This window comes from Succiniclasticum sp., assembly GCF_056977735.1.
Genome location: NZ_DBMCWA010000024.1, coordinates 1 through 25271 on the forward strand (window position 1 = coordinate 1; position 25271 = coordinate 25271).

The following is a 25271-nucleotide window of genomic DNA, read 5'->3' on the forward strand; positions in this document are numbered from 1 at the left end:
GGAAAACTGCAAATAAAAATGACGAAACTTGCTACCGGACACAATGTCCGGTAGTTTTTTTATTCTTCCTTTTACAGACGGGTGATTATTTTGCGCTTACAGACCATGGACGACATCATGGCGCTGTCCGAAGAGGAGCTTCAGAAGGCGTATGTCGAAGCGGTCGGCAAGTTCACATCCTGTCCCTACTACGGAACGGAGGTGCTCCCCGAGGCGCCCATCGAGCTGTACCGGAAAGGTTACGCAAAGCACATATCCATCATGGCAGGCACCACGGCCGACGAGATGAGGCTGTTCATGGGCGAGGGCCCGTGTCTGAGCCTGGAAGAACAAAAACTATACGCCCGGCGCGCTGCGGGCGACGCAGCCCACTGCCTAAAGGAAGAGGACAAGAAGTATTACGAAGAATTCCGGCGGGTATGCAGGGATCAGGAGCCGGGACTTGTGGAGACGGAGTTCATAAATGAGCTCATGTTCAGGGTTCCCATGCTCCAACAGCTCGACGCCCAAAGCGCGTTCAACAAGACGTTCTGCTACTACTGGTCGTACCCGGGCAGCAACCCGGATATGGGGGCAGCGCATTCCGTGGAGCTCCTGTTCGTGTTCGACTTTCGCGGCGTGGGGACGGACAGCACCTTCAATGGCACCAACATCCCCGAAGAGATCTTCACGGCTGTTCAGCAGATGTGGACCAATTTCGCACGCTGCGGCAACCCGTCCACAGACAAGGTCGAATGGAAGGCGTACTCGGTGGACGACCAGAACGTCCTGGTCATCGCCGGGCCGGATGACATTCATATCGAACAGGGCCTTCTGGCCGATCAGTACAAGGCCGTGCTCCCCTTGCTGGGCTACTACCAGTTCATGGACAAGTTCTTTACCCCCTGCTACCTGTTAGATATCGTCGCCGCGCGCGAGCAGAATTGACAGGCTCTGCTGGCAATAATGGCATAAAAAACGGCGTCCCCATACAGGAGGCGCCGTTTTGCATTTGCTATAGGATTGTGCGATGATATTGCTGCGTTATGCGAACTTCTTTCCGGTGAGCAGTTCGTAGGCTTCTTTGTATTTTTCTACGGTCTTGGCCGTTACTTCTTCGTTCAGGCTTTCGGCCTTGCTGGATTTCAGATAGTCGCGTACGTATTGTTTGTCGTAGGAAGGCTGGGATTTTCCTGCTTCGTAGCCTTCCAGCGGCCAGAAGCGGCTGTTATCCGGGGTCAGCATTTCGTCGCCCAGCACCACGTTTCCTTCTTTGTCCAGACCGAATTCAAATTTGGTATCGGCGATGATGATGCCGCGTTCCAAGGCGTAGTCTGCGCATTTTTTGTACAGCGCCAGGGTCAGGTCGCGCATTTTTTCCATGTATTCCTTGCCTTTGCCGGGGAAGAACTTATCCACCCAGACGGCGCCTTCTTCCATGGAGATATTCATGTCATGTTCGCCCACGGGCGCTTTGGTGGAGGGAGTGAATAAGGGTTCGGGCAGTTTCTGGCATTCCTGCAGGCCTTCCGGCAGTCCGATGCCGCAAATCTTTCCTTCTTTTTTATAGCTTTCCCAGCCGCTGCCGGTGATGTAGCCGCGCACGATGCATTCTACCGGAAGCATTTCCAGTTTCTGTGTCTTCATGCTGCGTCCTTCAAATTCCGGAGTCTGGAAAAATTCGGGCATGTCTTTGGTGTCGATAGAGATCATGTGGTTCGGCACAATGTCTTTTGTAAAATCGAACCAGAATTTGGACATTTTATTCAGGATGGCGCCTTTTTCCGGCACCGGGTCTTTTAAGATGACGTCAAAAGCAGAGATGCGGTCGGTGCATACCATCACAAGGCTGTCACCCAGATCGTACAGTTCCCGGACTTTGCCGGATTTAAAAGGTTTATATTCTTTCATTTTTTTGTCTCCTTTTCCCCATGCAGTGGCTTGTATTGAATTGTGAAATTGGAATACACTAAATTTTAGCACAAACATCCACATGATTACAAGTTTTTTAGTTTAATTGTTTCACTTTTTTTGATTTTATGATAAAATCAAACCAATATACCATATTTTTACTGTGTTTTTTTTGAGGGAGAGGATGTTGTAAATGTCTATTCAGTTACTTATCGTTGTGCTCTATGTCGCGATGCTGTTCGCGATTTCCTTTTATGTGAAACGCAGGGCGGAGACAAATGCTACGGAATACCAGTTCGCCGGGCGTAAGTTCGGCCCGCTGCTGGTTGCCGTCAGCGTCACAGGCATGGCGGTGGGGGCAGCTTCCACCGTAGGCGTGGCGGAAAGCGCTACTCGCATTGGTCTGTCTGCCGGCTGGTATAACGGGGCCTGGTCTATCGGTGCGATTTTTATGGGACTGGTAGCAGCAGGCAAGTACCGTACCCTGGAATGTACGACGGTCCCGGAACTCTTTGAACGATGCTACGACAGAAAAGCGCGCATCATCAGCGTCATCGGTCTGGCCATTATTTTATCCTGCATCACTTCACTGCAATACGTGGCAGGCGGTTCCATCCTTTCCACCCTGATGCCGGATATTTTCACCATGAAGACCGGTATGATCACCAGCGCCGTGGTGTTCATCGGTATTACAGTCATCGGCGGCATGTGGTCTTCCGGCCTGTCCAGTGTGCTGAGCGTGCTGATCATTTACCTGGGTATTATCTTCTGTATGGTCAAAGTCCTGATCCGCGATGGCGGAATGGCAGGCATCGTAGCCAAGCTGCCACCCATGCCTTTTGACTGGGCGGATCCCTTTGGCGGGCTTACCATGGCCATGCTTATGGGCTGGATCATCGTCATGATGACCCAGACTGTTACCGGCGCCCCGGTGCAGATTGCCACCAGCGCCAAATCGGAAAGCGCGGCCCGTAACGGTTTTATCCTGGGCGGCCTCATCATTTTCCCCATTGGTTTCCTCTCCGCCGTATTGGGCATGGCAGCCAAAGCCCAGTATCCGGATATCAATCCCACGCTGGCGCTGCCCCAGATCATCATGAGCCTGGATCCGTTCTCTTCCGGCATCACCCTGGCAGCTTTGTGGGCGGCAGACGTTTCTACGGCCTGCACTATTTTACTGGGCGCCGGGACGCTGATTGCCCAGGATATTTACAAACGTTTCTTCAATCCGGATATTACGCCGGATCATTATATGAAGGCCAGCCGTTTCATTATTTTCGCAGTCGGTCTGGTAACCCTGTGGATGGCCTTTAATGCTGTGGGCATCGTGAAGATGATGCTGACGGGCCTGAGCCTGACGACGGCATTCACTCTGGTATTCCTTGCTACCATGTTTGCCCCGGGGCTGTGCCGTCGCAACACGGCGTTTTACACTACGCTGGTTGGTCTTCTGGGTCTGCTGGCCTGGCAGATTTTTCCGGCTGTGCGGATCGTACCCCATCCCATTTACTTTGAATGGATCATCTGTACCATTACGCTGTTGGTTGTGCGCGTTATTGATAAAGAACCCATGACGCCGCCGGCGCTGAAGAAAGATGCAGATTGATTTTTAATAGCAGAATTTATAGTACGACGTAAAGGCAAAATAAAGCTTATATAAAAAGAACAGGCAACGCAATCGCTTCCTATGTTTTGCTTATGCCTGTTCTTTTTGTTTATTCCTGTTCTTTTGCTTTCTTCTGTTGGTCTTTTAAAATCGCATCCGCTTTGTCTTTGATTTTGCAGATGCGGTCTGTCCAGGCGAACAGTTCCGGCAGATCGTAATCTCCGTCATGGCCGTAATCCCAGGCCACCTTGAAATCAACTGCTTTGTCGTTGTTCTTCAGCTTTACGGCCAACATAGCCGGAATGGCGAGGGCGGTATCCCTGTCCAATGCGCCGTGACGGATACGCCAGTTAGGCGCAGTCTGCACATTTGCACGCCCGATGAAACTCATGGGGTTCATCATAGTAACGACATTGCTGTCTGCCATATAAGGAGTCAGATCCAGTTTGTCTTTTTCCATCTGCTCTTGCAAATATACTTTCTGCAGCCGCAACTTTTCAATAGAAGAAGCCAGACGCAGGGCTTCTTCCTTTTCTTTTTGCGCAGTTTCTTCTTCTTTCAGGGATGTAACCTTAACGGCGTTGCTGTGTTCCAGCCCATACCGCGTGAAATGTTTATTTGGAATATCGTAGGTGCCAAACTCGTTATTTTCGCCAGTGGTCATGTCAAAGGCATCGAAAGCCGGAACTCCCTTCAGGCGTTTTACTGTGGCTATGTATTTGTCAAAATCCATATGGACTGCGGTTCCGTCACTGACGGTCAACCATGACGTTTGGCTGACATCTTCCCCGGTGTCAATCGCGTTCTGGGCAGATTCCAGATACAGGGACTCTATGTATTCGCGGAAAATACCATTCCCATCCGGTGCCAGGTTCATCCGGTTGCCGAGGGAATCACGTAAATCCAGTTCGTTCAGATATTCCGTAAATTTTTCTTTTAATTCTGCAGAAATCTTTTTTTGCTCCGGTGTGATGGCAGTGCCTTTGGCTGCTTCCGCCGGGGCATTGGCCGGACGGTTCTGTGCTGCGCCGACGGGTGAAGAGTTGCTGTCTGCAACCGGCATCCTTCTGGCCTGGCCTGCGCTATAATATTCATTTGCGTTATGGAACATCCACTCGTAAGCCATGTCCGCATTTTCCAGATTGGTGACAGGGCAGTAGGCCATGGATGCAAAGATGTCATCCCGCTCGTGGGCAGCGCCTAATTCTTTAAGATAGGAATCATAGTCTTTTGCGTTCCCCGTTGCGCCTAACAGGGCAGACAGGGCACCTCCGGCGCTGGTGCCGCTGGAGATAATCTTTTCCGTATCACCGGCGGGAATTCTCCCGGCCTTGCGGTTGTAGCGTACGAAACGTACGGCAGCTTTGTAATCGACGATCAGGGCAGGTGCCTTACCGGTCTCATAGCCGTTTTTATGTTTCAGGGAACGACCCCGGATGGCAGGGGAGACCACCACGTACCCGTTGCTCAGGGCGTATAACACAGCGTTGGCTCCGCCATGGCGGGAGTCTTCCTTCGGTTCCACAATCTGTCCCGGCATATAACCGCCTACGCCATTAGGCATAAAGATGGGTGCGGTTTCTGCAGTAAACCCGTTAACTGTCCCACCGTTGAAATAGGGTTCCGGAATATAAACACTCAGCATCTGGCTTTCCGGTTCGTACGGTTTTTTCACATACACTAGATTTTCATAGGCGCGGAACGAAACTGTCTCGCCGTTAGCGTTCATCGTTTTTTTGGTATAGTCATCAGGGTCAAAGTCAATACTGTACTCCTGTCGGTTTTTAAACGCATTGGCAAAAGCTTCGTCCTTTTTATTCTTTTCTTTGGCACAGTTTTTCAAAAAGCTTTCACGCTGTTCCTGCAGCTTTTTGATATCTTTCAGCAAAACCTTTTCTTCTGCCATTTCTTCTTTGGTCAGTTTCACCTTACCGTTATACGGAATTGCGCTGCCGGGTCTGTATTCGCCTTCCCTGAGAAATACATTCCGGACTGGTTTGAATTCGGCGGAATGGTCGATTGCATTTTGCTCTGCGGTTTCTGGCTGTGCAACCGTTGAGTCTGTCGATGCCGCAGCTTTCCTTTGCCGGGATTCCTGTGCAGCTGTTGTTTCACTAGTCGAAACCGTTTCCGCAAAAACGGGAGCGGCGATTACAACGCCCTGCAACAGGGAGGCTGCGATAGCTGCAGCCAGGTATTGTTTGGGATGAGAAGAATTAAAACGCATTACGGTGCTCCTTGTATTTTAAAAATATAGCAAGATTTGGAATATAAAATTTATAATAATATATTATATCATATTTTGCACATAGAGGTAAGAGCATGGAGAAAAGGAAGTTTGCCCTTTATCACCTGGTTCAGGTATTCCCGTTTCTCTTTTCTATAAAAGAGCAATTTTGGCGGGCCGACGCAATGACAGCTTTCCCGAACATAACAATAAAATGCAGATATGAAATGTTACTTAAAGACAAGATAATAACACTGTCTATACTTATTAACAGAAAGCAGGCTGGCAAACCGCACCACGACTGGAGTTGCGAAAAAAATCCGGTCACTGAAGTGACCGGAAGAGGAAGATTCCGGGTTTTGCAGTATTGATCTTTTAAGAAATTTGTTAGCAAAAACGCCCGTTCAAAACAGAAGAAAGAAACTCCTTGCAAAACAACTAAATTTCGGCTAAAATAATATTAGATATTAAATTAGCCGAAAGGAAGGGCCGTTATGTACATAAAAAGGCATGCAGAACGAGCGGTAACAGAATTGGCTTCCATGTTCGGTGCGGTACTTGTTGCAGGTGCGCGCCAGGTGGGCAAGACGACCATGCTCGACCGGCTTACGCAAAGCTGCTGCAAAGTAACGCTGGACGATCCAATTGTGCGGGCTGCCGCAGAAGAAACAGGAGGGACGTTTTTTAAAGATAATCCTCCGCCGGTTTTTGTAGATGAAATCCAGAAAGCGCCTGCCCTTTTCGAACAGGTGAAACTGATTCTTGACAGAGAAAAGAAAAAAGGGCAGTTTTTCATGTGCGGCTCCCAGCAGTTCCGTATGATGAAAGGAGTCAGCGAATCCCTGGCAGGACGTATCGGACTTGTCACTTTATTAGGGCTTTCCCTCCGTGAAATGTGCAATGTCTCTATTGACATGCCCTTTCTGCCTGTGGAAGAGTATTATGTTGCCCGTGCCAAAGAACTGGCGGATATTTCTTATAAGGACGTGTGGAATACCATACATCGTGGCAGCATGCCTGAACTATTCGGGAACCCCGGTTTTAACTGGCAGATGTTTTATGGGGCCTATGTACGGACGTACATTGAGCGGGATGTGCGGGAAATAATGGAGATCGGGGACATAGTTAAATTTACCAGATTTATGGTGGCTGCTGCGGCATCAACAGGACAATTACTGAATCTTGCGTCTCTTGCCAGAGATGTAGGCGTCAGCCAGCCCACGGCAGAGCGCTGGCTTTCTATTCTGGTTGCCTCAAATCTGGTATTCTTGCTCCGTCCATATGCGAATAACGTTACAAAACGTGCAATAAAAACCCCCAAGCTGTACTTTCTTGATACAGGCCTTGCCGCCTACCTGACCCGCTGGAATACGCCGGATGTACTGAAAAATGGCGCCATGGCCGGTGCGTTTTTTGAAAGTTTTGTGCTTGCGGAAATCATCAAGAGCTATTATAATCGAGGAATCCTTGAGCCTGCTTTGTATTTCTACAGGGACAGGGACATGAACGAGATTGATATTCTGATTGAAGAAAACGGTGTCTTATATCCTTTGGAGATAAAGAAACACGCAGACCCATCGAAAAAAGATGCAGCCGCATTTTCCTTGCTCGATAAGATTCCGGGAGTAAAACGCGGACCGGGCGGGGTGATTTGCCTGTATGATAAGCTGGTGACGCTGCAGGGCGAGGACAGGGTGATTCCGGTGCAGTATTTGTGATTCATTGCATTATGTTGAGTGTTTCAATCATATTTAACACTTGTCTGACAAGAGTATTTGTTCATAAGTTAACCTTCAATTCTTTATCTATTTTCATTTCATCCGGCGTGACCTTGCACGTATAAGCTAACAGGTGTACGCCAGTCTGTTTCGCTTCGCACAGCGCATCCGCAAATTGCGGGTGCGTTTTTCTGTTGGGGGTAAAGTACAGCGCTCTTCCCATTTGCACGACAAAAAGGACATAAGTCGCAAATCCTTCTTCATGACAATGAATCAGTTCGCGGACATGTTTTACGCCCCGTTCCGTCGGCGCATCGGGGAAGAGGACGACGCCGCTGTATTCCAGCGTGACGCCTTTGACTTCGAGGAAGATTTTGCGATGTCCGCATTCCAGATAAAAATCAAAACGGGAATTGCCGTATTTGTATTCCGGTTTCAGGTAATCAATTTTACCAAAAGGCGACGTGCCGGATTCCAACCATTCTTTTACGGCGGCGTTGGGGGCCTGGGAATCCATGTTGACGAGGAGAGTGCTGCCCGGTTTTGGATTCGTTGTTCTGTCTGTGGCTGAGGGTTCTTCGCCGGTGGAATGTGAAAGGAAACTATCAGGTGGTTCTGCAATAGTTACTGCAGACGTTTCACTTTTGGCAGAACGTGTATGATTATTTATTACTTTTTCCACTGCGATCAGATCATATTTTGTTTTGCGCTGCGGGTTATCGCTTACGGCACAATACACAGTACAACCCGGAACCAACAGTTCGCGGCAGCGTCCGGTGTTTTTCACGTGACAGATTTCTTCCCTTCCATTGATTTCCACATGGGCGATGAATCGGTTGGGACGTTGCAGAAAAATTCCGGGCACAACGTTTTTATATTTCATGGTGCGTTGCCTTTCGTTATATGCAGATGCAATGCGGCTGCAGGCGTTTAGTTAAGCTGGCTGCGATTACATCGATCATAGTTTTATTATAGTGACAGAATATGTTATAATATAATGATAAATTATGTAAAGAAATCTGTAAAGATGTAACAGCATAACAGAATATGCAGTTTGAATGTGTGGCGTAATATAGTTAAACGAGAGGACGACGATGCGAAACTATCCGAAGTTTTATATTACAAAAAAAGGGGAGCGCGCGGCGCGCAACGGGCATCCCTGGGTGTACGGGGAAGAAGTGACGAAGGTGGAAGGCGCCTATGCCAATGGCGACCTGGTGGACGTGGTGACGGATAAGGGAAAATACCTGGGCACCGGTTTTGTCAATGACAACAGTAAGATCCGGGTGCGTATCATCAGCACCAACACCAACGATAAATTTGACGAAGCCTTTTGGGAGCGGCGCCTGCAATACGCGCTGGACTACCGCAAAACGGTGATGCCCGGGGACGATTACAAATGCTGCCGTCTCATCTTCGGGGAGGCGGACCAGTTTCCGGGTTGGACGGTGGATCGGTATAACGATCTGCTGGCGATCCAGACCCTGTCCCTTGGAATTGAGCAGCGCAAGCAGCAGTTGATTCCGTTATTGGTTAAGCTGTTGCGTAAGGAAGGCGAAACCATTAGAGGCGTCTATGAACGGAACGATGTGAAGATACGCCTGCTGGAAGGTTTGGTAGAAGGAAAAGGCTGGTTTGCGCTGGAAGGGGAAGAACTTCCGACAAGTCCTGTGACTACCATTTGTGAAAACGGAATTTTTTATGATGTAGATGTGGAGAACGGACAGAAGACCGGCTTCTTCCTGGATCAGAAATATAACCGGCAGAGCGTGGCGCGCATTGCGAAAGGAAAACGCGTGTTGGACTGTTTCACCCATACCGGAAGCTTTGCCCTGAACGCCGCGAAAGGCGGCGCGGCTCATGTGATTGCGGTGGATGTGAGCGGCGAGGCCTGCCGGATGACGGCGCGGAACGCGGAAAAGAACGGCGTGGCGGACCGGATGGACGTGGTGCAGGCTGATGTGTTTGCGCTGCTGGACAAGCTGGAGGCGGAGTACAGCCGGGACTACGACTTTATCATTTTGGATCCGCCGGCCTTTACTAAGAGCCGCAAGACGGTGCGAAACGCCACCGCGGGTTACAAAGACATAAACATGAAGGCCATGAAGCTGCTGCCCCGGGGCGGATACCTGGCTACCTGCAGCTGCTCTCATTTCATGAAAGAAGAATTGTTTGTGGAAATGCTGTACGAAGCGGCTGCAGAAGCCCATGTGCAGCTGCGGCAAATCGAAGCACGGCAGCAGGCGCCGGATCATCCGGTGTTGTGGAATGTGCCGGAGACGAATTACCTGAAGTTTTATATTTTCCAGGTAGTGTGACATGCACTTGGAAAAGCTCTGAACATATGAGTTCATTTGATTGGATAGTGCCGCAATATAATGCGGCAGAAAGGATTTACCATGAAACTGATTTCCTGGAATGTGAACGGGCTCCGGGCCTGTATGACTAAAGGCTTTGCGGATTTTATGGCGGCGTCTGACGCGGATATCTTCTGCGTGCAGGAAACGAAGATGCAGCGGGAACAGGCGACTTTTGATTTCCCGAATTATCATGAATACTGGAACAGCGCGGAGAAGAAAGGCTATTCCGGCACGGCTGTATTTACAAAGCAGGAACCGCTTAACGTTACGTACGGTCTTGGCATCGACGAACATGACCACGAGGGCCGTGTCATTACCTGTGAGTTCCCGGAGTTTAATCTGGTGAATGTGTACACGCCCAACTCCCAGGACGGACTGACGAGACTTGCTTACCGGCAGGTGTGGGAAGACGCCTTCCGCAACTATCTGCTGGAACTGGACGCGAAGAAGCCGGTGCTGGTGTGCGGAGATCTGAACGTGGCCCACAACAATATCGATCTGAAAAACTGGAAGACCAACCGGGGCAACGCCGGCTTCACAGACGAAGAGCGGGGTAAGTTCACGGAACTGCTGGCCGCCGGCTTCACCGATTCCTTCCGCTATCTGTACCCGGATAAAGAAGGCATCTATTCCTGGTGGTCCTACCGCTTCCGCGCCAGAGAGAAGAACGCCGGTTGGCGCATCGATTACTGGCTGGTATCCAACCGCTGGCAGGACAAGATTGAAGACAGCGTGATTTATACGGACGTGTTCGGCAGCGACCACTGCCCGGTGGGGTTAATGTTGAAATAATGAATCGGAATTTATGTGTATAAAGTCATGCTGCATGGCAAAGACATAAGCAAACCATCGCCAGCGATTGCGTTATTCCATGAGATGAAATTCGCCGTAGTGGCGAGACTGTTTGAGGGACGAAGTCCCGAGTTTCGAAGCCACAGGCGAATAAATCCATGGAATAGCAATCGGTGGCGGGTTTGCGATGCCTTTGCCTGCAGCATAAGTCAGACGCATAAACTGCAATGTTAAACAGAACGAGGACTCTATGGAATTTGCAATCAAAGCGCCCTTCCAGCCGGCGGGCGACCAGCCCCAGGCAATCGAAAAACTGGCGGCGGGCATTGAAAAAGGAATGAAAGCCCAGGTGCTGCTAGGCGCTACCGGTACAGGCAAAACCTATACCATCGCCCAGGTCATCAACAAAGTGCGGCGGCCCACCCTGGTGCTGGCTCACAACAAGACCCTGGCGGCCCAGCTGGCCAGCGAACTGAAAGCATTCTTCCCAGACAACGCGGTGGAATATTTTGTTTCCTACTATGACTACTATCAGCCGGAAGCCTATATTCCCCAGACCGATACCTACATAGAAAAAGACTCATCCATCAACGATGAGATCGACAAGCTGCGCCACAGCGCCACCAGCGCCCTGTTCGAGCGGAGGGACGTAATCGTGGTGGCCAGCGTCAGTTGTATTTACGGCCTGGGCGGACCCCAGGATTATTACGATTCCGTTGTTTCCCTGCGGGTAGGACAGATCATTGACCGCAATGCGATCCTACGCAAGCTGGTGGAGAACCAGTATACCCGCAACGATATCGACTTTCACCGCGGCACCTTCCGCGTGCGGGGCGATGTGATCGAAGTGATCCCCGCCAGCTTTGGCGAAAAGGCTGTCCGCATCGAGATGTTTGACGATGAAGTGGAACAGCTGCTGGAAGTGGATGTGCTGACGGGGGAAGTGGTGGCGAAGCGCACTCATGTGGCCATCTTCCCTGCATCCCATTATGTTACAAGTAAAGAAAACATGGAACGGGCTATGGCGGATATCCGCGTGGAGCTGAAAGAGCGGCTGGCGGAGCTGAAAGCCAATGGCAAACTGCTGGAGGCCCAGCGTCTGGAACAGCGCACCAATTACGATCTGGAAATGATGGAAGAGATGGGCTACTGCACCGGCATTGAGAATTATTCCCGCCACATGGACAACCGGAAAGCGGGGCAGGCCCCTTTCACGCTGGTGAATTATTTCCCCAAAGATTTTCTGCTGGTGGTGGATGAGTCCCACGTGACCATTCCCCAGGTACGGGCTATGGCTCATGGGGACCGGGCCCGGAAAGAGATGCTGGTAAATTACGGCTTCCGCCTGCCTTCGGCTATCGATAACCGTCCGTTGACGTTTGAGGAGTTCTACGAACGGATCAACCAGGTAATCTATGTTTCCGCCACGCCTGCCGATTTTGAACTGGGCGAAGCGGCTCAGGTGGTGGAACAGATCATCCGGCCCACCGGTCTGCTGGACCCGAGGGTGGAAGTGCGTCCCATTAAAGGACAGATCGACGACCTGATGGGCGAGATACGCAAGACCGTTGCGCAGGGAGAACGCATGCTGGTGACCACACTGACCAAGCGGATGGCGGAAGACCTGACGGAATATCTGAAACAAAATGAGGTGCGGGTGCGCTATCTCCATTCGGATATCGCCACCATTGAACGGGCGCAGATCATTGACGAGCTGCGGTCCGGTGAGTTTGATGTGCTGGTAGGCATCAACCTGTTGCGGGAAGGACTGGATCTTCCGGAAGTGAGCTGCATTGCTATTCTGGACGCGGATAAAGAGGGTTTTTTGCGCAGCGATACGGCCATGGTGCAGACCATCGGCCGGGCGGCCCGGAACGAGCACGGCCATGTGGTGATGTACGCGGACCGGCTGACGGATTCCATGAAGCGCGCCATCGACGAAACGAACCGGCGGCGGGAGATACAGGAACAGTTTAACAAAGAACACGGTATTACGCCGAAGACGGTATACAAGGAGCAACGCCATCTGATCAAGCTGACCAAAGTGGAAGAAGATTTGGATACAAAGAAAGCCTACGATGAAAAGGCGCTGAAGAAAAGCAGCGCGGCTGCCCTGCGCAAGCTGGCGAAAACGCTGGAAAACAAAATGGCCCAGGCGGCGAAAGAACTGGACTTTGAAACGGCGGCGGAGCTGCGGGACCGGCTGATCGTAGTGAAAGGACAGTTAGGTGAAAAGCTGCAGCCGGGGAAAAAGAAGAAGATATTTTAGGAGACACTATGCAGGATAAGATGATCATCCGGGGTGCGCGACAGCACAACCTGAAAAATATATCGCTGGAGATTCCGCGGGACAAGCTGGTGGTGATCACCGGACTGTCCGGCAGCGGGAAGAGCTCATTGGCGTTTGATACGATTTACGCGGAAGGACAGCGCCGTTATGTGGAAAGCCTGTCCTCTTATGCCCGCCAGTTTCTGGGGCAGATGGACAAACCGGACGTGGATTACATTGAAGGACTGTCCCCGGCCATTTCCATCGACCAGAAGACGGCAGGGCGCAATCCCCGTTCCACAGTGGGAACGGTAACGGAGATTTACGATTACCTGCGTCTGTTATTTGCCCGGGTGGGGGAGCCTCATTGCCCTAAATGCGGGCGCCTCATTGAACGGCAGACGGTGCAGCAGATCGTGGACCAAGTGCTGGCGTTGGAGGCAGGCACAAAATTCATGATCATGGCGCCGCTGGTGTACGGACGCAAGGGTGAGCACAAGGATATCATTGAGAATATGCGGAAGTCCGGGTACGCCCGCATGCTGGTGGACGGGGAACTGCGAACACTGGATGAAGAAATCGTACTGGATAAAAAGAAGAAGCACCGGCTTTCTGTGGTCATTGACCGCATGAGTGTACGGGAAGGCATCCAGCAGCGTCTCAGCGATTCCGTGGAAACGGCGCTGAAACTGGCGGACGGCATCATGGAAGTGCAGGTCATCGGCGGAGAGACGAAGGTGTATTCGGAAAAATTCTCCTGTCCTGACTGCGGTATCAGCCTGCCGGAAATCGAACCCCGACTCTTTTCGTTCAACGCGCCGTACGGGGCCTGTCCTACCTGCGGTGGTCTGGGCATCAACCGGGAATACGACTGGGAACTGATCCTGCCGGACAAAAACAAGAGCTTTGCCGACGGGGCCATCGCGGCCATGTCCAATAATCCGGCCTCCTTCACCATGCGTTTGCTGACCGCGTTTTTACAGAAGTACGGTTATACGGTGGACAATTGCTGGAACGACCTGAAGCCTGCCATGCAGGAAAAGCTGCAGTGGGGCGCCGGGACGGAAACATTCCGGTTTATCTATACGAATCTCAACGGCGACACGAATGAATATAACCGGACCTGGGACGGTGTCATTCCCATGCTGAAGCAACGCTACCGGGAAGCCTGGGGCGACGCCATGCGGGAAGAACTGGAAACCTTTATGAGCGGCAATATCTGCCCGGACTGTCACGGCAGCCGGCTGAAACCGGAAGTCCTTTCCATTTTGACCGGCGGGAAGAACATCAACGATGTGACCCAGATGACAGTACGGGACGCGAAAGACTTTTTTGCTAATCTGCAGCTGACGCACCGGCAGCAGGTCATTGCGAAGCAGGTACTGAAAGAGATCAATGCCCGGCTGGATTTTCTGAATAACGTAGGGCTGGATTATCTGACCCTGTCCCGGGCGGCGGCTACCTTAAGCGGTGGGGAAGCCCAGCGTATCCGGCTGGCCACCCAGATCGGCAGCGGACTGACAGGGGTATTGTACATCTTGGATGAGCCGTCTATCGGTTTACATCAGCGGGATAACGGACGCCTGCTGCAGACCTTTTACCACTTGCGGGATTTGGGCAACAGCGTGCTGGTAGTTGAGCACGATGAAGAAACCATGCTGGCGGCGGACCAGATCATCGATATCGGGCCGGGGGCCGGCGAACATGGCGGTACGATTGTGGCGCAGGGAACGGCTGCGGATATCATGAAAGTGGAAAATTCCGTTACGGGCCAATATCTCAGCGGCAAAAAGTTCATTCCGTTACCGAAGCGCCGGCGCAAACCGGACGGACGTTCCATCGAAATTTTAGGGGCGTCCGGCAACAACCTGAAGAATATAGATGTGGCGATTCCCCTTGGCGTTTTCACCGTAGTGACGGGCGTCAGCGGCAGCGGCAAGTCCACCCTGATCAATGATATTTTATATAATGCGCTGGCGGCCAGATTGCACGGGGCGCGCCTTCGTCCCCTGAAACACAAAGAGATCCGCGGGCTGGAAGAGATTGATAAGATCATCAACATCGACCAGAGCCCCATCGGGCGGACGCCCCGTTCCAACCCGGTAACCTATACAGGTACGTTCAATTTTATCCGCGCCTTGTTTGCTTCTACCAATGAAGCGAAAATCCGCGGTTACAAGCAGGGGCGTTTCAGCTTTAACGTAAAAGGCGGACGCTGCGAAGCCTGTCAGGGAGACGGCGTCAATAAAATTGAAATGAATTTCCTGCCGGATGTGTACGTACCCTGCGAAGTATGCCACGGCGCCCGCTACAACCGGGACACGCTGGAAGTTCACTACAAAGGAAAAAATATCGCCCAGGTGCTGGATATGACAGTGACCGAAGCGCTGGACTATTTTAAGAACCAGAAACGGATTGAAGACAAACTGCAGGTCCTGGAAGACGTGGGCCTGGGTTACATCCGTCTGGGTCAGGCTGCCACTACCTTAAGCGGCGGGGAAGCCCAGCGCATCAAACTGGCGGCAGAGCTGTCCAAAAAGGGAACCGGCCGAACCATGTACATTCTGGACGAGCCCACCACCGGTCTGCACACTGCGGACGTCCACAAACTCCTGCAGGTGCTGCAGCGCCTGGTAGACAGCGGCAATACCGTTGTCGTGATAGAGCACAATCTGGACGTGATCAAATCAGCAGACTGGCTGATTGACCTGGGCCCCGAAGGCGGCGATAAAGGCGGTACCGTAGTCGGCACCGGTACGCCGGAACAACTGGCGCGGAATAAGAAATCCTATACCGGCCAATACTTGAAACGGGTCATCGATGACGCAAAGAAGAGCGGGAAATATCAATGATTAATATGCGTTAATATAAATAGAATTTTGGGAAAGGAATGAGTAAAACATCGTGAGCGATTGTGCTATTCCATGAGACGAAATGAGCCGTTGTGGCGAGACTGTTTGAGAGGCGCAGCCTCGAGTTTCGAAGCCACAGGCGCATAAGTCCATGGAATAACAATCGCGAACGGTTTTGCGAATCCTTTTCCAAAAAGGATATTTAATTATGGTTATAAGTGATAAAATTGAGAAAGCTTTGGCTGTCCTGCCGCACAAACCCGGCGTGTACCTGATGCACGACAGCACCGGCCGGGTCATCTACGTAGGCAAGGCAAAAAATCTGAATAACCGTGTCCACAGTTATTTTCGCGCTTCGGGCCGTCATTCCGTAAAGGTAGAAGCCATGGTCAGCCATGTGGAAGATCTTGAAACCATTATGACGGACAGTGAGATCGAAGCCCTGATACTGGAGTGCAATCTCATAAAGAAATACAAGCCCCGTTACAATATCATGCTGCGGGACGACAAGACCTATCCCTATCTGAAGGTCACTCTCCAGGAAGAGTTTCCCCGCATGTATATTACCCGCCGTGTGGTCAAAGACGGAGGGAAATATTACGGTCCTTACCCGGATGTGGGAGCCCTGCGCTCTACCATGAAACTGCTGCGTTCCCTGTTCCCTGTGCGCAATTGCCGCAACATGAACCAGGAACGGCCCTGCCTGCAGTATCACATCAAACGCTGCCTGGCGCCCTGCGCCGGCCTGGTCAGCCGGGAAGAGTACGGCGGACTGGTCAACTCCATCTGTATGGTGCTGGACGGGAAAACGCAGGAACTGCGGCGGAACCTGAAGCAGGCGATGCAGGAGGCTGCAGAAAATTATGAGTTTGAACTGGCGGCCCGCTGCCGCGACCAGCTGCAGGCGGTGAATCGGCTGGAGGAAAGCCAGAAGGCCGTGCTGGAAGGCGGCGACATGGATGTGATAGGGTATGCTGCCGACGACTTCAATGTGTGTCTGCAGGTATTCTTTGTCCGGGGCGGCAAGCTCATCGGACGCAAAGATTTCATGTTGCCTGCTGACGGGGAAGAGGAAGCCGATGTGATTGCGGCGTTTTTGAAACAGTATTATAATGCGGATGACATTTTCCTGCCGAAAGAGATTCTGCTATCCTGTTTACCGGGAGATGAGGATCTTGCCCTGTTGCAGCAGTGGCTCACCGCCAAAGCGGAACGCAAAGTCGTGATAGCAACGCCGAAGCGCGGCGACAAGGCCAAACTGATGCAACTGGCCTGCGATAACGCGCAGAAACTGATACAGGAGAAGGAACGCAAGGGAAAGATGCAGCAGCTGACCGACGAGGAAGCTGCGGAAGAACTGCAGCGCATCGTGGGCTGTGAGAGACCGCTGGCCCGTATGGACTGTTTTGATATTTCCCATAATCAGGGTAGCGAGACCGTATCTTCCATGGTAGTGTTCCGGTACGGTTCCCCCAGTAAAAAGGACTACCGGCATTTCAAACTGCAGTCCACGGAAGGCAAACCGGACGATTTTAAATCCATGCAGGAAACGGTGTACCGCCGGTATAAAGACTATGAAGACCTGCCGGACCTGATCGTCATTGACGGCGGCAAGGGACAGTTAAGCGCCGCGCTGAAAGTGATCCGGGGACTGGGGCTGGATATCCAGGTGATTTCCCTGGCGGAAAAAAACGAAGAGATCTTTCTGGAAGGACAGAGCGAAAGCATTTATCTGGACCGGGAATCGCCCGCGCTGCATGTGATCCAGCATATCCGTGACGAGGCGCACCGCTTCGCCATCACCTATCACCGGAAGCGGCTGCGGAAAAAGAACCTGGTTTCTGTGCTGGATAATATTGCCGGCATCGGCCCGACCCGCCGCAAAGCACTGTGGAAAGCCTTTGACACGCTGGAGGCGATGAAACAGGCTTCGGAGGATGAACTGGCTGCCGTGGAGGGGATGAACCGGCCGGCAGCGCAGAAAGTGTATGAGTTTTTTCACAGCGATATAGTGAAAAAGAATGATATGATAGGCAAAAAGTAAAGTGATTGTGTTGCTGGGCTTAATCAGAAAGTTTATTTTATCAGCGTATCCTTAAAAGGGAATTAAAGGTTTTATACAGGATAGTGCTGCCAACAGAGAAAGACCGGGTGAATCGTTTTTGTATAATTTTTATACTGCATTTGTTACAATAAGCGTGCTGGTGTTTATTGCGATTTATAATACTTCTTATATATCGGTGGTTACGTTGGGCGGAACCGTTCTGGGCTGCGCCATGATCGGATTCTGCTCATCGCTGTTAGTTTTCCTTTTACGCAAGGTGATTCGTAAAACGCCGGTGCGGTGTGTGCTGGGGATGGCCGGTTGCGGTTGCGTCATCGGAGTGACGGCTTCCTGCCTGCCGGGCTGGGAAATCAAACCGGATATGGAGACGGCACTGTTTCTGATAGCGCTTTGCTTTTTAGTTACAGAGCTTAACGAGTACGCGTTGAATGACAGAATTGCGTAAAACTAAAAGACTATCCCGGTACTTTTTAATACACCAAAACTGTTTACAAATAGATTGGAACATTTTTAAATAAAGAAAAAGGAGAGAGTTCATTGGCTGTCAGATTAATTGCAAGTGACATGGACGATACGCTGTTAAACAGTAATACTGAAATTTCGGAACGTAATGCGGCGGCGATTCAGAAAGTCATTGCCAAAGGCATCGTCTTTATGATCGCGACGGGGCGTATGTATGTATCCGTCAAACCGTACGCTGATGCCCTGGGGTTAGATGTGCCGCTGGTCACCTACAACGGCGCGCTGGTGAAGGGCAGCAAAAGCGGGAAGGTGTATTATGAGCATCCGCTGAAACTGGAAACTGCGTTGGAGCTGCTGGCCTACTGCAAGGAAAAGGGATACTACATACAGTCCTATCAGGGGGATGAACTCTGGGTAAAAGAAGCGACGGTTTTTTCCGCGGAGTATGAAAGAATCTCGGGAATCAAGGCCAGACCCATGGGCGAGAAACTGTTTCATCCGGACGTTGCGCCTTATAAATTACTGGCCATGACAAAGCCGGAAGAGTTTCAGACCGTGTGGCAGGATATCCAACTGAAGTTTGCAGACAAAGTAGTTGTGACCAGCTCCCGGGATAACTTTCTGGAGCTGATGGAACCCGGTGTGAATAAATGGGAAGCTGTCAAAGCGGTAGCGGAATCCTATGGCATCCGGCCGGAAGAAATTATGTGCATCGGTGACAGCAACAATGATTTGAGCATGATTAAAAACGCGGGCATCGGCGTGGCGGTAGCCAACGCCAAGCCGGCTGTGCAGGCTGCGGCAAAGCTAGTAACGGCTTCCAATGATGAAGACGGGGTGGCCGAGGCCATTGAAACAGTATTGCAGTCTGGCAAATAAAAACAACCCACAGGGGCTTTACCTTACCGGTGCTTTTGAAATACTGATTCACTGCCCGTATGCATGGTCAACGCATAAACTCATTGAATCAGCGTTTCCTTGTGTTATAATGGAAATGGATCGTGGAAGCAGCCGATAGTTATTTTTGAGTCAAGTTGGATTCTGATGTGAGGAAACACTATGGAACAAGGTCGTTTTGTAATTATTACCGGTATGTCCGGTGCGGGGAAAACACAGGTGCTCCGTACACTGGAAGACTTAAATTATTTCTGCGTGGATAACCTTCCGGTCATGCTGCTGCCGAAATTTATGGAACTGAGCCGTCAGACCCCGGGGCGCAATACCGCAATGGTGATTGACACCCGGGGCGGAGACGCGTTTTCCAATCTGGTTGAGATCATGGATGAGATGCATGCCAACGGCTTTGATTTTGAAGTCCTGTTTTTGGATGCAGACGATGCCACGCTGATCCGCCGCTATAAGGAGACCCGCCGCCGGCATCCCATGGAGAAGGGACGCAACAGTCTGGCTGAAAGCGTGTTGCTGGAACGGAAATTTATGGCTGATGTGAAGAGCCGCGCGACAAATATCATCGATACGTCCCGTTATGCCAATGCAAGGTTGAAAGATGAGATCGCGCATCTGTTCGGTGATGATAATTCGGCTCCGGGCATGCTGATCGTCGTGCAGTCTTTCGGTTATAAATACGGGTTGCCCCTGGACAGCGACCTGGTCCTGGATGTTCGGTTCCTGCCGAATCCGTTTTACGAGGCGGATTTAAAGAAACTGACCGGTAATGATGAACCGGTGCAGGATTTCCTGAATAAATTTCCGCAGACATACAAGTTCCTACGGATGGAATGCGAGATGCTGGCCTATCTGATCCCCCAGTATGAAAAGGAAGGGAAGAGCCAGTTGGTGATCAGTGTGGGATGTACCGGCGGGCAGCACCGTTCCGTGTACATTGCGAACAATATTTATAACTACCTTCGCTTAAAGTCGTATCGGGTGGAACTGCTCCACCGGGAGATAGAGCAGAAGAAATAAGAGTGTCAGGAGTTTTGATGAATGGGATGGATTAGCTGGCTTTGTCCGGGAATGCAGTTAAAACGGTGGCTGCTGTTATTTACAGCGGGTGTGATCGTTTGCGGCATTTCCCTGGCATTGCTGTTTAACAACCAGGTGATGGGAATGGTGGAAGAACTGCTGTTCCGTATCAGTTACCTGGCGACCGGCCAATACGGAAACAGTATGACGATTGCTGTCGGAATCGCCGGTATGGTATTGGGAATCTGCATTATAGTTTATGCTATACGGCGCATTGTGCGTTCCGTCGTGGAAGCGGTAAGCCCTGAAAACAGCGGTTCCCTGATGGAAACGATCTTTACGCAGCGTAAACTGAGCAGCGGCCCGGCCATAACCGTAATTGGCGGCGGTACCGGCCTTTCCACGCTGCTGCGGGGGATGAAGTTTATTACGGGGAACTGTACCGCGGTTGTTTCCGTTGGGGACGACGGAGGTTCCTCCGGCAGGCTTCGCCATGAACTGGGCATCATCCCACCGGGGGATCTGCGTAAATGCATGGTGGCGATGGCCGACAGCGAACCGCTGATGGAGCGGGTTCTGCAATACCGGTTTGAAGGGGATTCCTATCTTTCCGGCCACAGCCTTGGGAACCTGTTTCTGGCAGCGATGGCGGAAACGGAAGGCAGTATGGAAAAAGGCCTGGATGCGGCCAGCCAGATACTGAAAATCCGCGGGCGCGTGATCCCGACAACGCTGCATGATATCCAGCTGGCAGCCGATATGACAGACGGAACGTTTGTCATGGGGCAGGCAGAAATTGCCCAGGCGCATAAGACTGTCCGGCGGCTGCATATGGTTCCCGATAACGTGCCGGCATCCAAAAGCGCGGTAGATGCCATTATGCAGGCGGATATACTTGTGCTGGGACCGGGAAGCCTGTACACCAGCGTCATCTGCAACCTGCTGGTGCCCGAAATCAGGGAGGCTGTTGTTAAAAGCAGGGCCATCAAGGTTTATATCTGCAACGTCATGACGCAGCCGGGGGAAACCGACGGGTTCGGTGCGTTTGAACATGTAAAGACACTGACTGACTATGCAGGCCAGCCGTTTCTGGATTATGTGATCGTCAACAGTGAAGAGATTTCTGAAGAACAGAAGGCGTTGTACAAAGCGAAAGGGCAGGAGCCGATTTCCCCTGATGTAGAAAAGATCGAACAGATGGGTATCAATGTGATCAAAGCCAGACTGATCAGTAAATCGGACATGGTGCGTCACGATCCGCAGAAGCTGGCGCAGGCCATTATGTCTCTCACGTACCGGCTCCGGTTGTTCGGCAGAGGGTTTGTGTTCTTCGATTACTTCTTTATGCGGCACAATATGCGTAAGCTGAATAAAACGTTATCATAATATAATTGGGCAGGAGGCTGCTTTGTCATATTCTTCAGATGTAAAAAATGAACTGGCCCGCATAGAAGGGCAGAAGCCCTGCTGCGAAAAGGCTGAATTGCTGGGTGTACTTCGCATGAGCGGCGCGCTGGTGCTGCGGGGGAGAAATATCGGGATCCATTTTTCCACAGAAAATGCAGCGCTGGCCCGGCGGGTCCTGCAGGTACTGAAAAGCCACTACCAGGTACAGACGGAAGTAGTGATTACGCGTTCAAGGCGGCTGAAAAAGAACAACCGCTATCAGGTAGAAGTGCTGCCTGACAGCCGGGTTGCAGATGCGTTACGTGAATTGCAGATACTTCCTTCGGAGGAAGAAGAAAAAAGCAAATTGCTGGGGAAGGTCTGTTGCAGAAAAGCATTCCTGCGGGGTGTTTTTATGGCGGGGGGATCTGTCAGCCGGCCCTCCGGCGATTATCATATGGAAATCGTTACAGAAAATGAGGAGCTGGCCAGGCTGATTTTAAAAATCATGCACGGCTTTTCGCTATCTGCCCGTATGACGGACCGGAAAAAGGATTTCATTGTGTATTTAAAAGACGGGGACCACATCATCGATTTCCTTTCCATCATCGGTGCGCATCAGTCCCTTCTTGAGTTTGAAAACGTCCGCATCGTCAAGGAGATGCGCAATCATGTGAACCGGCAGGTCAACTGCGAAACAGCAAACCTGAACAAGGTGATCCGCGCTTCTGTATTGCAGGTGGCCTGTATCCGGTATCTGCAAAGCCGGGGCAGTTACGTACGGTTGCCGGAAAAGCTGAAGGAAACAGCGGAGCTGCGGTTGCAGCATCCTGACATTTCCCTTAACGACCTCGTTGAGTTCATGGATGGGACGGTTGGCAAGTCGGGGCTGAATCACCGGCTGAAAAAGATTCAGCAGATAGCAGTAAATGAGGGTATGGATATCAGTGAGTATATTTAAATCAGTTTACCGTGTCCTTCGCATCGTGCTTGTGGTTGCCGCAATCTTTGGCATGGCGTACCAGGGACGGATCAAAGAAGATTTTGAAAATTATAAGATGCGCGCCATACCGGCGCTGATGTATCACAGTATCAGCGGGGTGCCGGAAGGATGGCCGGCAGATCTTTGTATTGCTCCGGAGGTGTTTGAGGAGCATTTGAAGTATTTGCAGGCCCGGGGCTATAATGTGATTACGGCGCCACAGGCCATGATTCTGTTAAAGAGCCGTCAGAATGTGATGAACACCGTGATCCTGACATTTGACGACGGGTATGAGAATAATTATACGGAAGCATTTCCTTTATTGAAGAAATACGGTTTCGGGGGGAACTTTTATATTGTGGGAAATGACGTAGGGAAGACCAAAAACCAGGATGGTGTAAAGAAATATATGACCTACGGACAGATAAAACAGATGCACGATCAGGGAATGGAAATCGGTTCCCACAGTATGAGTCACGATCCCCTCACTTCTATCAAACCGGATATGCTGCCCTGGGAGATCTACCAGCCGTTAAATCTGTTTTATGAAAAGATGGGATTCTGGATCAGCGGCATCGCGTTTCCCAACGGAGCGTTCAATGACACGATCATCGCCGAAGTCCGCAAGTATTTTAAGTACGAATACGGATTTTCCGGTATAGCAGGCTGTAATACATTAAAGATCGTAACAGAAACACCCTTTGCGCTTCGCCGGGCAGGGGTTTATGACCGGGGAAACGGTGTAAAAGATATCGAAACGGTGCTGCAAAAATGTTATCTTTTCGGTTATCTTGAGGAAAAAGGTGTTCCGGTTTATTTACTGGATAAGGGGAAAAGACTGTTGCAGATGTTTCCCGGTTAATCCACAGTAAAAAAATGAAATCATTTGTTTTCAATAAAAACCTTGCATATTAGCGCAAAACAAGGTAAAATAAAGTATCACGTTTATCCAAGGAGGGTTGGAAATGAAAAAACACATTAAGACTGTTAATAAAGCAATGATCAACAAAACGCTGCGTACCGGCGGCTGCGGTGAATGCCCGGCTTCCTGCCAGTCCGCATGCAAGACTTCCTGCACGGTTGGCAACCAGGTTTGCGAACACAAATAATAATGAAGAATTAGTGATCTAAAAAAACCAGCGTGTTACACAGCTCCCTGTTAATACGGGGAGCTGTTTTCATATAAGAAAGGTTGAGAAGATGGAAAATCAGTTGATCCACCGTATGAAAGTGAATGGCGACATGGCCGTATTGGATGTGAACAGCGGGGCTGTCCACCTGATCGATCAGATCGTCTATGACGTCCTGGGCGTGTTTGACGGCCAGAATGACGAACAGACAGTGACTGCCCTTGCGGACAGCTATCCGGAAGAAGAACTGCGGGACGTTATCGGGGAGCTGCATGGGCTGATGGAGCAGGGACTACTGTTCTCTCCGGAATTTGATGTGCCGGAAACCTTTGCTACGGAACCGGTCCTGAAATCCTTGTGCCTGCATGTGGCCCATGACTGCAACCTGCGCTGCAAATACTGCTTTGCCGGGACAGGGGATTTTGGCGGTAAACGGGAACTGATGAGCGCGGAAACCGGGAAAAAGGCAATCGACTTTGCCATTGCCGGCAGCCGTAAACGCCACAATCTGGAGATCGACCTGTTCGGCGGTGAACCGCTGGTGAATTTTGGTGTGGTGAAAGAGATCATCCAATACGCAAGAAAACGGGAAGTTGAGACAAATAAGAATATCAAGCTTACGCTGACCACGAACGGTACACTGCTGAATGATGAGATCATACAGTTCCTGAACGAGAACCGCGTCATGGTGGTGCTGAGCCTGGACGGCGGAAAGGAGATGCATGACGCCATGCGTCCGTTCCCCAACCGTACGGGAAGCTATGATGCGGCCGTGCGCGGCTTCAAGAAAATCATCAAAAGCCGTAAAGGGTGGAATTACTATCTGCGGGGCACTTACACCCATTTCAGCACACACTTTGCGGATGAAGTATTGAAAATGGCGGAAGTGGGTAAGGAGATTTCCATGGAACCTGTCGTGGGAACGACAGAGCCGTACACGCTGACCGAAGAAGACCTGCCGGTTTTGTTCGCGGAATACGACAAGCTGGCGGCCGAGTATCTGAAGCGCCGTCGCGGGGAAGGAGAACCGTTTGATTTCTTCCATTTTAATGTAGCGCTGGATAACGGTCCCTGCGTGGCAAAACGGCTGGCCGGCTGCGGTGCGGGACACGAGTATTATGCCATAACGCCTTCGGGAGAGATTTATCCCTGCCATCAGTTTGTAGGACGTGAAAAGTACCGGATGGGAACACTGGATACCGGTATCGTCCGGCCTGACCTGGTGAAAAAATTCCGCAATACCCACGTCATGACCAAACCGAAATGCAAAGAGTGCTGGGCGCGCTTTTTCTGCAGCGGCGGCTGTCACGCCAACGCGGACCTGGTGAACGGGGATATTACAAAGCCGTATGAATACGGCTGTAAAATCCAGAAGAAGCGGCTGGAGTGCGCCATCGTGCTGCAGGCGCTGCTGACGGAAGACTCCCTGGAAGGCGCGGAAGATATGCGCCCTGCTATCGATAACTTTAAATTCCAGACAGGGAAGACAGAAGAAAAAGTTTTTTAAAAAAGGTATTGACAAGGAATAAAAGAAGTGCTATTATAATCAAGTCGTCGAAAGACGGCGGAACCTTGAGAACTGAATAACGAACCAGATGAATGTGCG

20 protein-coding genes are annotated in these 25271 nt (G+C 51.0%); 17 read left to right on the forward strand and 3 right to left on the reverse strand.

Annotated features, from left to right (window positions below):
* Window positions 1-105: 105 nt before the first annotated feature.
* A complete protein-coding gene (locus ACZOWY_RS11030) occupies window positions 106-927 on the forward strand; it encodes a carboxylesterase family protein (protein ID WP_484397757.1) in 822 nt (273 codons plus the stop codon).
* Between the two features lie 96 nt (window positions 928-1023).
* On the opposite strand, the gene ACZOWY_RS11035 is transcribed toward ACZOWY_RS11030, so the two are convergent.
* Window positions 1024-1890, reverse strand: a complete 867-nt coding sequence (locus ACZOWY_RS11035) for a phosphoribosylaminoimidazolesuccinocarboxamide synthase (protein WP_484397763.1) — start codon at window positions 1888-1890, stop codon at window positions 1024-1026.
* 193 nt (window positions 1891-2083) lie between these two features.
* Between ACZOWY_RS11035 and ACZOWY_RS11040 the strand changes: the two genes are divergently transcribed.
* Window positions 2084-3496, forward strand: a complete 1413-nt coding sequence (locus ACZOWY_RS11040; RefSeq protein WP_484397768.1) for a sodium:solute symporter family protein — start codon at window positions 2084-2086, stop codon at window positions 3494-3496.
* Window positions 3497-3605: 109 nt separating this feature from the next.
* Here ACZOWY_RS11040 and ACZOWY_RS11045 read toward each other — a convergent pair whose 3' ends face one another.
* Window positions 3606-5723, reverse strand: a complete 2118-nt coding sequence (locus tag ACZOWY_RS11045; protein ID WP_484397774.1) for a subtype B tannase — start codon at window positions 5721-5723, stop codon at window positions 3606-3608.
* A gap of 95 nt (window positions 5724-5818) precedes the next feature.
* On the opposite strand from ACZOWY_RS11045, the gene ACZOWY_RS11050 reads away from it, so the two are divergent.
* Entirely contained in the window at window positions 5819-6094 is a 276-nt protein-coding gene (locus ACZOWY_RS11050; RefSeq protein ID WP_484397779.1) for a hypothetical protein, read from the forward strand.
* Window positions 6095-6217: 123 nt separating this feature from the next.
* Window positions 6218-7441, forward strand: a complete 1224-nt coding sequence (locus ACZOWY_RS11055; RefSeq protein ID WP_484397783.1) for an ATP-binding protein — start codon at window positions 6218-6220, stop codon at window positions 7439-7441.
* A gap of 61 nt (window positions 7442-7502) precedes the next feature.
* Here ACZOWY_RS11055 and ACZOWY_RS11060 read toward each other — a convergent pair whose 3' ends face one another.
* A complete protein-coding gene (locus ACZOWY_RS11060; protein ID WP_484397788.1) occupies window positions 7503-8324 on the reverse strand; it encodes a DNA/RNA nuclease SfsA in 822 nt (273 codons plus the stop codon).
* 211 nt (window positions 8325-8535) lie between these two features.
* Here ACZOWY_RS11060 and ACZOWY_RS11065 point away from each other — a divergent pair, with 211 nt between their 5' ends.
* The 13 genes from ACZOWY_RS11065 to scfB all read left to right on the forward strand — a co-directional run bounded on the left by ACZOWY_RS11065 (window position 8536) and on the right by scfB (window position 25172).
* Entirely contained in the window at window positions 8536-9759 is a 1224-nt protein-coding gene (locus ACZOWY_RS11065; protein WP_484397792.1) for a class I SAM-dependent rRNA methyltransferase, read from the forward strand.
* Window positions 9760-9840: 81 nt separating this feature from the next.
* Entirely contained in the window at window positions 9841-10593 is a 753-nt protein-coding gene (locus ACZOWY_RS11070; RefSeq protein ID WP_484397795.1) for an exodeoxyribonuclease III, read from the forward strand.
* Window positions 10594-10843: 250 nt separating this feature from the next.
* Window positions 10844-12862, forward strand: a complete 2019-nt coding sequence (gene uvrB, locus ACZOWY_RS11075) for an excinuclease ABC subunit UvrB (protein ID WP_484397800.1) — start codon at window positions 10844-10846, stop codon at window positions 12860-12862.
* Window positions 12863-12870: 8 nt separating this feature from the next.
* The gene (gene uvrA / locus ACZOWY_RS11080; protein ID WP_484397806.1) at window positions 12871-15714 is read left to right on the forward strand and encodes an excinuclease ABC subunit UvrA; all 2844 of its coding nucleotides are present in this window, start codon (window positions 12871-12873) and stop codon (window positions 15712-15714) included.
* A gap of 214 nt (window positions 15715-15928) precedes the next feature.
* Entirely contained in the window at window positions 15929-17758 is a 1830-nt protein-coding gene (gene uvrC, locus ACZOWY_RS11085) for an excinuclease ABC subunit UvrC (protein WP_484397845.1), read from the forward strand.
* Window positions 17759-17876: 118 nt separating this feature from the next.
* Window positions 17877-18224, forward strand: coding sequence for a hypothetical protein (locus ACZOWY_RS11090; RefSeq protein WP_484397812.1), 348 nt, complete (start codon window positions 17877-17879; stop codon window positions 18222-18224).
* Between the two features lie 92 nt (window positions 18225-18316).
* On the forward strand, window positions 18317-19120 hold the full coding sequence (locus ACZOWY_RS11095) for a Cof-type HAD-IIB family hydrolase (protein WP_484397817.1): 804 nt from the start codon (window positions 18317-18319) through the stop codon (window positions 19118-19120).
* A gap of 180 nt (window positions 19121-19300) precedes the next feature.
* Window positions 19301-20167 (forward strand): RNase adapter RapZ, encoded by an 867-nt coding sequence (rapZ, locus tag ACZOWY_RS11100; protein ID WP_484397821.1) that lies wholly within the window; start codon window positions 19301-19303, stop codon window positions 20165-20167.
* Between the two features lie 21 nt (window positions 20168-20188).
* Window positions 20189-21553 carry a gluconeogenesis factor YvcK family protein gene (locus ACZOWY_RS11105; protein ID WP_484397825.1) on the forward strand — a complete coding sequence of 455 codons (1365 nt, stop codon included), beginning with the start codon at window positions 20189-20191 and terminating at the stop codon, window positions 21551-21553.
* Between the two features lie 22 nt (window positions 21554-21575).
* Entirely contained in the window at window positions 21576-22514 is a 939-nt protein-coding gene (gene whiA, locus ACZOWY_RS11110; RefSeq protein WP_484397830.1) for a DNA-binding protein WhiA, read from the forward strand.
* Entirely contained in the window at window positions 22501-23397 is an 897-nt protein-coding gene (locus tag ACZOWY_RS11115) for a polysaccharide deacetylase family protein (RefSeq protein WP_484397835.1), read from the forward strand. Before whiA ends, ACZOWY_RS11115 begins: the two co-directional genes overlap by 14 nt.
* A gap of 103 nt (window positions 23398-23500) precedes the next feature.
* Window positions 23501-23644: a six-cysteine ranthipeptide SCIFF gene (gene scfA / locus ACZOWY_RS11120; protein ID WP_093731038.1), complete on the forward strand. Its 144-nt coding sequence runs from the start codon at window positions 23501-23503 to the stop codon at window positions 23642-23644.
* A 91-nt stretch (window positions 23645-23735) separates the two neighbouring features.
* Complete coding sequence (scfB, locus tag ACZOWY_RS11125; protein ID WP_484397840.1) at window positions 23736-25172, forward strand: thioether cross-link-forming SCIFF peptide maturase; 1437 nt, start codon at window positions 23736-23738, stop codon at window positions 25170-25172.
* The last annotated feature ends 99 nt before the right edge of the window (window positions 25173-25271 follow it).